This is a genomic window from Sphingopyxis sp. CCNWLW2, assembly GCF_037095755.1.
Lineage (GTDB): Bacteria > Pseudomonadota > Alphaproteobacteria > Sphingomonadales > Sphingomonadaceae > Sphingopyxis.
Genome location: NZ_JBAWKJ010000002.1, coordinates 1,068,993 through 1,081,069, shown reverse-complemented (window position 1 = coordinate 1,081,069; position 12,077 = coordinate 1,068,993). Strand labels below are relative to the sequence as shown.

Annotated in this window: 10 protein-coding genes; 8 read left to right on the top strand and 2 right to left on the bottom strand. The window is 65.5% G+C overall.

The genetic code is table 11. The annotated features are described in order from the left end of the window. Positions 1-12: 12 nt before the first annotated feature. Positions 13-402 (bottom strand): c-type cytochrome, encoded by a 390-nt coding sequence (locus tag V8J55_RS16320; protein ID WP_336446645.1) that lies wholly within the window; start codon positions 400-402, stop codon positions 13-15. Between the two features lie 95 nt (positions 403-497). Between V8J55_RS16320 and V8J55_RS16315 the strand changes: the two genes are divergently transcribed. Further along, positions 498-1,700, top strand: a complete 1,203-nt coding sequence (locus V8J55_RS16315) for a Gfo/Idh/MocA family protein (protein ID WP_336446644.1) — start codon at positions 498-500, stop codon at positions 1,698-1,700. 33 nt (positions 1,701-1,733) lie between these two features. On the opposite strand, the gene V8J55_RS16310 is transcribed toward V8J55_RS16315, so the two are convergent. Beyond that, a complete protein-coding gene (locus V8J55_RS16310) occupies positions 1,734-2,489 on the bottom strand; it encodes a helix-turn-helix transcriptional regulator (protein WP_336446643.1) in 756 nt (251 codons plus the stop codon). 183 nt (positions 2,490-2,672) lie between these two features. On the opposite strand from V8J55_RS16310, the gene V8J55_RS16305 reads away from it, so the two are divergent. The 7 genes from V8J55_RS16305 (at position 2,673) to V8J55_RS16275 (ending at position 12,063) form a co-directional block, all read left to right on the top strand. Continuing rightward, a complete protein-coding gene (locus tag V8J55_RS16305) occupies positions 2,673-3,338 on the top strand; it encodes a helix-turn-helix domain-containing protein (RefSeq protein ID WP_336446642.1) in 666 nt (221 codons plus the stop codon). A gap of 223 nt (positions 3,339-3,561) precedes the next feature. After that, positions 3,562-5,538 (top strand): serine hydrolase domain-containing protein, encoded by a 1,977-nt coding sequence (locus V8J55_RS16300; RefSeq protein ID WP_336446641.1) that lies wholly within the window; start codon positions 3,562-3,564, stop codon positions 5,536-5,538. A gap of 170 nt (positions 5,539-5,708) precedes the next feature. Further along, complete coding sequence (locus V8J55_RS16295; protein WP_336446640.1) at positions 5,709-6,755, top strand: DUF1611 domain-containing protein; 1,047 nt, start codon at positions 5,709-5,711, stop codon at positions 6,753-6,755. Further along, the gene (locus V8J55_RS16290; RefSeq protein WP_336446639.1) at positions 6,752-7,921 is read left to right on the top strand and encodes a YkvI family membrane protein; all 1,170 of its coding nucleotides are present in this window, start codon (positions 6,752-6,754) and stop codon (positions 7,919-7,921) included. The genes V8J55_RS16295 and V8J55_RS16290 overlap by 4 nt, the downstream gene beginning before the upstream one ends. After that, positions 7,918-8,964, top strand: coding sequence for an alpha/beta fold hydrolase (locus V8J55_RS16285; protein ID WP_336446638.1), 1,047 nt, complete (start codon positions 7,918-7,920; stop codon positions 8,962-8,964). Before V8J55_RS16290 ends, V8J55_RS16285 begins: the two co-directional genes overlap by 4 nt. Before the next feature lie 38 nt (positions 8,965-9,002). Beyond that, positions 9,003-10,628 (top strand): N-acyl-D-amino-acid deacylase family protein, encoded by a 1,626-nt coding sequence (locus tag V8J55_RS16280; protein ID WP_336446637.1) that lies wholly within the window; start codon positions 9,003-9,005, stop codon positions 10,626-10,628. Positions 10,629-10,632: 4 nt separating this feature from the next. Continuing rightward, positions 10,633-12,063: a serine hydrolase domain-containing protein gene (locus V8J55_RS16275; protein WP_336446636.1), complete on the top strand. Its 1,431-nt coding sequence runs from the start codon at positions 10,633-10,635 to the stop codon at positions 12,061-12,063. Positions 12,064-12,077 lie beyond the last annotated feature (14 nt).

The window sequence follows — 12,077 nt, the reverse complement described above, 5'->3', positions numbered from 1 at the left end:
CTGCCTTTCGCGTCACTTGGTTTCGGTCTTGAGAAAGGCGATCAGAGCCGCGCGGCGCGCCGGGTCGGCCACTTTGACGACCATGCGCGTGCCGGGGACCTTTTTGGTCGGCGCGGCGAGATATTCGTCGAGCGTCTTGTCGTTCCAGCGGATTTTCGATGCCTTGAGCGCCGGGCTGTAGTTGAAGCCGGCAACGGTGCCGGCTTGCCGGCCGAACAGGCCGTGCAGATTGGGGCCCATGACGCTTTTGCCGCCGGCCTCCAGCGTATGGCAGGCGCGGCATGCCGCGAAGGCCTGCGCGCCGGGACCTTGGGCAGGGGCTGCAATCACCTCGGGTGAAGGTGCGAACATCAGCGCGATCAAAATTGCTCCTGCCGGTGGCAGGGCGAACAGAAATTTCATTATCCTCTCCCGTCTGGCAACAGCCGGCGCGATCAGGTAACCGTTCGAAATCCTATTGTGCAAACAATTTTGGAAATTCGGACCAAGGGAATGCGATGAATACGAATACGACGTCAAAAACGCGCTATGGCATGGTCGGTGGCGGCGAAGGCGCTTTCATCGGCGCGGTACACCGGATGGCCGCGGCGCTCGACGGCGAGTTTGCGCTGGTGTGCGGTGCGTTCAGCAGCGACGCCGAGCGTAATGGTCGGAGCGCCGCCACGCTCGGAATCGATCCCGCTCGCGCGTACGCGACGCTCGATGCCCTGCTGGCGGGCGAGGCCGCGCTGCCCGAGGATCAGCGGATGGAGGCGCTGGCGATCGTCACCCCGAATCATCTACACGCCCCGATGGCGATCGCCGCGCTCGATGCCGGTTTCCACGTCCTGTCCGAAAAGCCGATGGCGCTGAACCTCGCCGAGGCGAAGGCGATCGCCGCGGCCGTGGCTCGCAGCGGCAAGCTCTATGGCCTGGCGTTCACCTATAGCGGTTACCCGCTGATCGAAGAGGCGCGCGTGCGCGTCGCGCGCGGCGATTTCGGCAAGATCCGGCTGGTGCAGGTCGAATATTCGCAAGGCTGGCTCAGCCGGCCGATCGATCAGGACGGCAACAAGCAGGCCGAATGGCGCACCGATCCTGCCCGCGCGGGGCTGGGTGGCTGCCTCGGCGACATCGGGACCCACGCCTTCCAGCTTGCCGAACATGTCTCCGGGCTGGCGGTCGGGTCGCTCAGCGCGGAGCTGACGACGCATGTTCCGGGCCGCCGCCTCGACGACGATGTTGCGGCGTTGCTGCGATTCGAAGGCGGCGCGCGCGGCGTGCTGAAGGCCAGCCAGATCGCGGCGGGCGACGAAAACGGCCTGCGCCTGCGCGTCCATGGCGAGGAAGGCGGGCTCGAATGGTCGCAGATGGAGCCGAACAGCCTGACGCTCCGCTGGCTGGACCGGCCGGTCGAGGTGATCCGCGCCGGCGGGCCCGATCTCGATGCGTTGACGCTGGCGCGGCTGCGTACCCCGGCGGGACATCCCGAGGGCTATATCGAGGCGTTTGCTAACCTCTATCGCGGCTTCGGCCGTGCCCTTCGTGCGGGCGCCCCAATCCCGCCACTGCCTGGCACGGCCGATTGGTTCCCGGGAATCGTCGATGGCCTGCGGACGATGGCCTTCGTCGAAGCGGTAATCGAAAACAGCGCCGGCGAAGCCAAATGGACCGCACTCGCCGACATCCCGAACGATCTCCGGACGGCAGGCGGCGAATAGCGGCGCGCCAGATGCTGCCTTGCGGCGTTCCGCTCAGGCCGTGGCTTCGCGCCCGCGCATCTTGGTCGGCGCCATGCCAAAGCGGCGCGCGAAGGCGCGCGTGAAGCTGGCGTTGCTCATATAGCCGCAATTATAGCCGATACTCGATATCGGAAGATCGCTCTGCGCGAGCAGCTGGCGCGCGCGTTGCAGCCGCCGTTCGCTCACCGCCTCGGCGACGCTACATTGATAAAGCTCGCGAAAGCCCCGCGTCAGCTTGGCTTTGCTGAGGCCGCAGCGGCGTGCGACGCTGCCGACGGTCAGCTTTTCCTGCCACTTCTCGTTGACCAGCTGGTGCGCGGCGGCGACGCGGGTGATGTCGAGCTCGCTCAGCGACGTGCTGCCGCCGACTTCGACCATGCGGTCGGCGGCGAGTTCGGCGAAAAGCTGGCAGAGCAGTTCCTGGCTGCGCGCGCCGCGCAACATGTCGTCGACTTCGCTGTCGCCTTCGACCGCGACCACCGCGCGGCCGAGACCGCGAAGATTGGCAGGGAGATACCAGCGTCCATCCGCCTTGGGGCGGTGCCCGAACAGGCGGTCGCAGGCGGCGCGGCTGATCGCGAATACAACCAGATGATCGTCGGCGAGACCCGCAATGTCGCCGGGGAGGAGCATCGAGACGGCGGGCTCGCCAATATCGCCAAAGCCGAAGATGAGCGCGTCGGGCGGCAGGAACGCGGCGTCACAGGGGCCACGGCCGACGAAGCTCGTAAACTCCGGAGAAATGCGAATGGATAGCTTGTTTGTCATCCTGTCATCCCAGCGAATCGGGGCATCAGTGGCGGCGGCATGGCCTATGTGCAATCATCTTGGTCCTATCCGATACGCAAATTTTCTTTGCCGATTGTTCTGACGGATTGTGCCGTTCGGCTTGATCGATGCGATAAATGCGCAAATATGTGCTAGATGAGAAAATCGATTGAAAGGACACCGATGCCGGCAACGCGCCAGCCCATTCCGACCAGCGGCGACCGGCGGACCGCCGTCGACGGCAATCCGGGCGTATTCCTGCGGGAACTACGCACCGAAAAGGGGTGGACGCTCGCCGAGGTGAGCGAACGCACGCGCATTCCGGTTTCAACTTTGTCAAAGATTGAAACCGGCAAGATGTCGCTCAGCTATGAAAAGCTGCTGCGGCTGAGCCAGGGTCTCGAAATCGATATCACGCAGCTGTTCGCCGCCGCCGCGGCGCTTCCCGCCGCCACGCATACCGCCACGGGCCGGCGCAGCATCACCCCCGCCGGCGAGGGCCCCTCGATCAAGACGGCGACGTATAACTACACCTATCCGTCGGCGGATCTGCTCAACAAGACGCTGAATCCGATGATCATCGACATCAAGGTGCGCTCGATCGACGATTTCGGCGAGTTGATGCGCCATTCGGGCGAAGAATATGTCCTCGTCCTGGAAGGCGAGTGCGAATTTCACACCGACATGTACGCGCCGTCGCGCCTGAAAACGGGCGATTCGGCCTATTTCGACGCGTCGATGGGGCATGGATATGTGGCGGTCGGCGAGGGGCCGTGCCGTATCCTGTCGGTCTGTTCGGCAAATGATGCCGACCTGAAGTCGGCGCTTCATCCCGTCGACGCCGGATAAGCGTCCAGCGTCGGCGGATCGACCCGCCGAACCAATGGGCCGCCTCGGCCGCATCTAAAAAATCCTTCCATCTCGAAATCACGCTCCCGTGCTGTGAGCGCGGTGCCGCGCCCCCATTGACAAATTTCCATTCAGGATGCCTATATCCAGAATTGAAAATATTTCAAAAAGTGAAATTTCGGTGACGCGACCATGCGGTCGGCCAATCGGAAGGGGAGGATGAATGCGGTTCATAGGTTCATGCGCAGCACTGGCTGCGGCGGTGCTGGCCGGGTTGATGGCGCTGCCGATGACGGAGGCCGCGGCGCAAGCGACGGCCAAGCCGGTGGCCGGCGCGCGTGGTGTGGACCAGCTCCCGGCTCCCGATATGGTGAAGAGCGACGTCGATGCGTGGCTCGACGGCTATATGCCCTATGCGCTGGCGCGCGGCGACGCGGCGGGTGCGGTCGTGGTGGTGGTCAAGGATGGCAAGGTCCTGACGCAGCGCGGCTTCGGCTATGCCGATGTCGGAACGCGCCGGCCGGTAGATCCCGAAACCACGCTCTTTCGTCAGGCCTCGGTATCGAAGCTGATCACCTGGACCGCGGTGATGCAGCTCGTCGAGCAGGGCAAGATCGATCTCGACCGCGACATCAACGCCTATCTCGATTTCAAGATTCCGGCCTTCGCCGGCAAGCCGGTTACGATGCGCAACCTGATGACGCACACCGGCGGCTTCGACGAAGTGCAGCGCGGGCTCAACAGCTATGATCCGAAGAAAATCCCGTCGCTCGGCGACGCGCTCAAGCGACAGGTGCCGCACCGCATCTACGCGCCCGGCACGACGCCGGCCTATTCGAACTATGGCACCTCGCTGGCGGGCTATATCGTCGAACGCGTGTCGGGGCTCTCCTACGACGATTATGTCGAGCGGCGCATCTTTGCGCCCGCCGGCATGACGCGGTCGAGCTTCCGCCAGCCGCTTCCCGCGGCGCTTCGGCCATTGATGGCGAGCGGCTATATGCTGGGGTCGGGCAAGCCGGGGCGGTTCGAGCTCAGCAGTCTCACGCCATCGGGCGCGATGACCGCGTCGGGCGCCGACATGGGGCGTTTCATGCTCGCGCACCTCGCCGATGGCGGGGCGCTCATGAAGCCCGCGACCGCGGCGCAGATGCACAACACGATCCTGCGGCTGATCCCGCCGCTCAACGGCATGGCGCTCGGCTTCTACGAACAAAATATCAATGGCCGCAAAGCACTGTCGCACGCGGGAGACAGTCTCAATTTCCACAGCCAGCTCTGGATATTCCCCAAGGAGAAGGTCGGCATCTATATGTCGATGAACGCCGCGGGCACGCAAAATGTGTCGGGGCCGATCCGCAGCCATTTGTTCGAAGCCTTCGCCGACCGCTACTTTCCGTTCGAGCAGCGCGACGGCCGCGTCGATGCCGCCGCTGCGCGCGAGCATGCGCGCATGATGGTCGGCACATACAACAAGACCCGCCGGCTTGAATCGAGCTTCCTGAAGGCGATGGAACTCGCCGGGCAGACGAAGGTCTCGCTCGATGGCGACGGCGGCATCCGGCTCAATGCCGTGCCGGGTATCGGCGGTCAGCCGCGCAAATGGGTGGAAATCGCGCCGTTCGTGTGGCGCGAGCAGGGGGGCAAGATGCGCCTCGCCGCCAAGGTGGAAAAGGGCCGCGTCGTGCGTTTCAGCGTCGATTCGGGGTCGCCCTATATCGCGTTCGATCGGGTGCCCTGGTATCTGTCGAGCGCCTGGCTCACGCCCGCGATGCTGGTCAGCCTTGGCGCGCTCCTACTCACCGCGATCGCCTGGCCCGCCGCGGCGCTGGCGCGTCGTCGCTATGGTGTAAAGGCCGACCTCGCGCCCGCCGCGCTCAAAAGCTACCGGCTGACGCGCGGCTTTGCGGCGCTGGCGGTCGCGGTGATGGCCGGATGGCTGTGGTTCGCATCCAGCCTGCTCGCCGATTTCTCGTCGCTCAGCGGCGAACTCGACTGGGCGCTCGTCACGCTCCAGATCGCAACGCCGGTCATTTTCCTCGGCCTGCTCGCCGGCGCGATCTGGAATATCCAGCATGTCTGGACGTCCAAACGTGGCCGTTTCGCGAAATTCTGGAGCTTGGTGCTGTTGGTGAGTGCTGTCGTCCTCCTGTGGATCGGCGTCGGTTTCCACCTGATCGGCTTTGGAACGCGCTTCTGATCGGGGCTGGCGAGCCGCACGCCGGCCCGTCAGCAAAAGAAACTTCTCCAATCGTATTGCAATTATCAAAATTTGAAAATAATGTCTCAAATAGGTCAACAGGAGCAGATGCAGGATCGGCGCCACGACGGCGCCCGATTCTGCCCCGCTTCGGATTTTTGGTGAAAGACGTGAACATTCAAACTTCCCTCGATATCGCCGCCGGCGCATTGCAATTGCCCCAGCCCTATTTGCTGTTCCTTGGGGACACGACGGTGCGCGGCTATGCGAAGACCGCCTTCGGTCTTCGCGACTGGGCGCCCGAGAAATGCGTCGGTGAATATGCTTTGCCGGGGGCGACGGTCAGCGCGGGGCTCGAGCAGCTTACGCCGGCAGTGGCGCAGGCACGAGGGGCGCGTTCGCTGCTCATCGGCGTCGCGAACAGCGGCGGTGTGATTCCCGAAAGCTGGATGCCCGCGCTCTTCGAAGCGCTCGACGCCGGGCTCGATATTGTCAGCGGGATGCACATGCGGCTGACCGATATGCCCGAACTCGCCGCGCGGGCGCAGCGCCTCGGTCGCCAGCTGATCGACGTTCGCCATCCGCCCAAGGGCTTGCCCGTCGGCACCGGGCGCAAGCGGAGCGGCAAGCGGCTGCTCACCGTCGGAACCGACTGCGCGCTGGGCAAGAAATATACGGCGCTGGCCCTCGCGCGCGCTTTTGCCGAGCGCGGCGTCGACGCCGATTTCCGCGCGACGGGGCAAACGGGCATCATGATCGCCGGCGGCGGCGTGCCGATGGACGCGGTGGTCTCGGATTTCGAGGCGGGTGCGGCGGAGACGGTGAGCCCCGACGCGGCGGACGATCACTGGGATGTCGTCGAAGGGCAGGGGTCGCTGTTTCACCCCGCCTATGCCGCGGTATCGCTGGGCCTGCTCCACGGCAGCCAGCCTGATGTGATCGTCGTCTGTCACGAGCCCGGACGCGAAGAGATATTGGGCTCCCCCGGCTATCTTTTGCCGAGCATCGAGGAAACGATCGACCTCAACTTGCGGCTCGGCGCGCGGACCAATCCGGCGATCCGCTGCGCGGGCGTATCCTTCAACACGGCGCATATGACGGAGGATGACGCCGTCGCGCTGATGGCGGCCGAAAGCGAACGGCTCGGGCTCCCGGTCGCCGATCCGATCCGCGGCGGCGAAGCCTTCGCCCGTCTGGTGGATAGCTGCCTCGCATGAGCGCAGCGGCCACCCCGGCAGCCGTGGCTGGATCCTCGTGGTTCCAGCGTTTCCTGCTGCCGGGCTTCGCCTTCAAGGCCGTGGTGATCGGTGGTGGCTATGCCACTGGCCGCGAGCTCGCGGAATTTTTCCTGCCGAGCGGGCCGTGGGGCGGATTGGCCGCCATGGTGCTGGCGATGGTGCTCTGGAGCATCATCTGCGCCACGACTTTCGCGTTCGCGCGGGCGATCGGCGCGTTCGATTATCGCAGCTTTTTCGAAGGGCTTCTCGGCCGCGCGTGGATCCTGTTCGAGGTCGGCTATGTCCTCCTCGTGACGCTGGTCCTCGCGGTCTTCGGCGCCGCGGCGGGCGAGATCGGCGCGTCGATCTTCGGCTGGCCGCCGCTTGCAGGGACCGCATTCCTCGCGGCGTCGATCGCGCTGTTCGTGACCTTCGGCAATGCGTCGGTCGAGGGGTTGTTCAAATATGTCTCCTTTCTGCTTTACGGCGTCTACGCGCTGTTCATGGTGCTCGCGCTCGGCAGCTTCGGTGACGAGATCGCAGCGCGCTTTGCCATTCCGGCGCCGTCGGACGGCTGGATCCTCGGCGGGCTGACCTATACCGGATACAATGTCATCGGCGCGGTGGTGATCCTCCCGGTGATCCGCCATTTGACCAGCCAGCGCGACGCCGTGACCGCCGGGCTGATCGCGGGTCCGCTCGCGATGGTGCCCGCCATCCTCTTCTTCGTCGCGATGATCGCCTTTTATCCGGGCATCATGGACGAGACGCTGCCGTCGGACTTCATGCTGCGGCAGCTCGAAATGCCGCTGTTTCACCTATTGTTCCAGTTCATGATCTTTGCTGCTTTGCTCGAAAGCGGGGCTGGCTCGGTGCACGCGATCAACGAGCGCGTCGATGCGGCACGCCGGGCGCGCGGCGGTGCGCCGCTCGGCAAGCGGGCGCGCGGTGCGATCGCGGCGGCGCTGCTGATCGGCTGCATGTTCCTTGCCGACCGTTTCGGGCTCGTGGCGCTGATCGCGAGCGGCTACCGCGCGCTCTCGTGGGTGTTCCTTGCGGTCTATGTCGCGCCGCTGCTGACCATCGGGCTGTTCCGTCTGCTGCGCGGCCGCGCGGTGCTCGCGGAAAAAGAGCTTCAACCCGCCGTCGAGGGGAATGTCCAATGACAAAGGTGACTGGCTGGGCGCGGGTCCGGCGCTGGGGGAAGCGTATGTTGCTGGGGCTGCTGCTGCTGTTGGTCCTGCTCGTCGTGGTGGGCGCGATCTATGAGGCGCTCGGGCGCAAGAATGCCGCGGCGAACTATCCTCCCCCCGGAAAGCTCGTCGATATCGGCGGTCGAAAGATGCACATCGATTGCCGCGGCACCGGATCGCCGACCGTGGTCTTCGAATCCGGCCTTGGTACAGGCGGGACGATCGACTGGACGCTGGTGCATGACGAGATTGCCAGCTTCACGCGCACCTGTGCCTATGACCGCGCCGGGATCATGTGGAGCGACGCAAAGGACACGCCGCAGCGTGCATCCGCGGTCGCCGACGATCTCCATGCGCTGTTGAAGGGCGCGGGGATCACCGGTCCGCTGGTGCTCGTCGGCCATTCGATCGGCGGGCCCTACACGCGAACCTATGTCGGAAAATATGGCGAGCAGGTCGCCGGGCTGGTGATGGTCGACGCGTCGCATCCCGACCAGGTCGCGCGGCTTGGGCAGGCGGTGAAGGTCGACGCGCATCCGCGGCAGGCGGGATGGATCATGCACACCGCGACCGCGCTGTCGTGGACGGGGCTTGTCCGGTTCGCGATGGCGAACGCCGGACAAGGCAAATTGCCGAAGGACGCGGCCGCGCGGATGGCGGCCTACGCCAGCAAATCGGTGCACGGCGCGACGTCCGAACTCGATGGTTTCGATGACACGATGGACGATGCGCGCGCGGTCAAGAGTTTCGGAAACCGGCCGGTGATCGTGCTGACCGCGATGGCGCCGCTTAAGCCCGAGGAGCTGAAGGGATTGTCGCTGAAGGCGTCGGACGGCGCGCGCTTCAAGCAGGAATGGAAGGCGCTCAACGCCGAACAGGCCGCGCTTTCGACGCGCGGGCGCCAGCAGGTCGTGGGCGATGCCGGCCATTATATCCAGATCGACCGGCCGGACGTCGTGATCGCCGCGGTCCGCGAGGTTGTGGACGAAGTGCGCGCCGATGCCGGCAAAAAATGAGAACCAACGGCGCCCCCGCGCCGACAGGGAGAATGATGATGAAGCGTAAGATCCTCTTGGGTGCGATGTCGATGCTGCCGCTGCTGCTCACCGCAAACACCTCGGCGCCCGAATATGACATCGTGATCCGCGGCGGCCGCGTCCTCGACGGCGCGGGCAGCCCGTGGGTCAGCGCCGATGTCGCGGTCAAGGACGGCCGGGTCGTGCGCATCGGCCGCGTTGCAGGGCGCGGCGCCAAGGAAATCGACGCGAAGGGCCGTTATGTCTCGCCCGGCTTCATCGACATGATGGACCAGTCCGGACGCGTCCTCGTCAAGAACGGCGCGGCCGAGAATAAGCTGCTGATGGGCGTGACCACGGTCATCGCCGGCGAGGGCGGACCCCCGGCCGAGGCGGCCGAGATCCCGGCGCATTTCAGCCAGCTCGAAAAACAGGACATCTCGGTCAACTACGGCACCTATTATTCGGCGACGCAGGCGCGCGTGAAGGTGATGGGCGATGGCGCCGGATCGCCGACCCCGGCGCAGCTCGAAGCCATGGGCCGCGAGGTGAAGATCGCGATGGAGAATGGCGCGTTCGGCATCACCAGCGCGCTGATCTATCCGCCGAGCAGCTTCCAGACCACGTCGGACCTCGTCACGCTGGCGAAGGTCGCGGCGCAGTGCGACGGCTTCTACGCCACCCACATGCGCGACGAGAGCGAGGGCTTGGTCACGGCGATCGAGGAAGCGATCGAGATCGGCGAGAAGGGCGGGGTGAAGGTCGAGATCTTCCACCTCAAGGCCGCCTATGCCCCCGGTTGGGGCAAATTGATGCCGCAGGCGGTGGCGACGATCAACGCGGCGCGCGCGCGGGGCGTCGATGTCGCGGCGGACCTCTATCCCTATACCGCGGGCGGCACCGGGCTCGAGATCATCGCGCCGAGCTGGGTGTGGGCCGACGGGGTCCAGAAGGGGATCGAACGGCTCCGCGATCCCAAGGTCCGCGAGCGGATGAAAAAGGAAGTCGCGGCGGGCTCGATGCCCGGCTGGTCGAACCTCGTCCACGCGTCGGGCGGCTTTGCCAATGTCCGGCTCGCGAACGGTTTCAGCGAAAAATACAAGCCGTATCATGGCAAGAGCCTCGCCGAGATCGGCAAGGCGCTGAACCGCGATCCGGCCGATGTGGCGTGGGATATCCTGCTCGAAGGGCTGCCGAACCGCTCGGTCGCGCTCTATTTCATGATGAGCGAGCAGGACATCGAAACCGCGATCAAGCAGCCGTGGGTCAGCATCGGCAGCGACGCCGCGGCGTCGGAAAAGGCGGGCGAGATGGACGCGCTCGGTCTGCCGCACCCGCGCGCCTATGGCACCTTCCCGCGCATCATCGCCGAATATGTGAAGCGCCGTCCGGTGCTGTCGCTCGAGGATGCGGTGCGCAAGATGACCGGCTGGCCGGCGCAGCGCATGGGCCTGACCGACCGCGGTCTGATCCGCGACGGGATGCGCGCCGACATCGTCGTGTTCGACCTTGGCAAGCTCGACGATGTCGCGAGCTGGGAAAAGCCCACCGCGTCGCCGACGGGGATCGAGACTGTGATCGTCAACGGCGTCGTCACGATCGCGAACGGCAAGCATACCGGCGCCAAGGCGGGCGCGGTGCTGCGCCATAGCTGCGGCGTCTGAGGATATGGCGCGGTACATTTCCAGCCTCTTCCTTGCGCTTGCCGCTTCGGCTCCAGCCCTTGCCGCCGCCCCGGCGATTTCGAAGCCGGAAGATCTGGGTACGGCGGTTTCCGCACAGATCGCCTGCGCCAGCATCTTCGTCGCGGAGCGCGCGGAGGCCGATGTGCTGCGCGACGACATCCACGCGTTTGCGCCGTTTATGAAGGCGGTGACGCTGGCGGTCGACCGCAAAGCGCGGACGGTCACCGCATCGGCACCGGGCGCTGCGACGCGCACTGCGCTGTTCCGCCCGGTCGCGGGGTGCACGCTGCTGACCGGCGATGTTTCGACCGCCACGCTCGATGCACAGGCGGCGAAGCTCAAGCCGACGCGCGGGAATGCCGCAAAGCCCTGGCCGGTCGGGGATGCCCCGGTGGCCAGGCTTGCGGCGGCTGCCGAAGCCAGGCTCGACCGCGCTGCACTCGACAAGGCGGTGAGCGCCGCGTTCGACGAACAGAATAAGGGCGGCTATCCCGACACGCGCGCGATCGTCGTCGTGCAGGGCGGGGCGATCGTCGCCGAACGCTATGCGCCGGGCTTCGACCAAAACACCGAACTGCTCGGCTGGTCGGCGTCGAAGAGCATCATGGGAACGCTCGTCGGCCTGCTCGTCGATGACGGCAAACTCAAGCTCGACGATCCCGCGCCGGTTCCCGAGTGGCAAGGCGAGGGCGATCCGCGCGCGAAGATCACGCTGCGCCAGTTGCTGACGATGTCGAGCGGCCTGACCTTCAGCGAAAGCTATGTCCCCGGCAATGACTCGATCAAAATGTTGTTCGAGGCGGGCGACATGGGCGCGATGGCGGCGGCAAAGCCGCTGAAGGACGCGCCCGGTACGAACTGGAGCTATTCGTCGGGGACGACGAATATCCTCTCGCGCATCGTGTTCGACGCGACCGGCGGAACGCTCGAAGGCATGACGCGCTTTGCGCAAAAGCGGCTGTTCGAGCCGACGGGCATGACGAGCGCGCTGATCGAACCCGACGAAGCGGGCGTGCAGGTCGGCAGCTCCTACGCCTATGCCACCGCGCGCGACTGGGCGCGCTACGGGTTGCTGCATCTCAACAAGGGCAGGGTGGGCGGCAAGCAATTGCTCTCGAAGCAATGGCTCGATTTTGCCGTCACGCCGACCAAGGCCGCGCCGCGCCCCGTCTATGGCGCGCAGCTCTGGCTGAACCAGCCCGAAGCCGAAGGCGAGCGCCGCAAGCTTTACCCGGGTCTGCCCGAAGATACCGTGATGGCGCGCGGGCATAGTTTCCAGATCGTCGCGGCGATCCCGTCGCAGGATGCGGTGATCGTCCGCCTCGGGTGGACGCCCGAGGGGCATGCATTCGACTGGAACAAATATCTCTCGCAGATCGCGGCGGCGCTGGCGCCCGCCGTCCCTGCGCCCTGAACCGACCGAAGGAC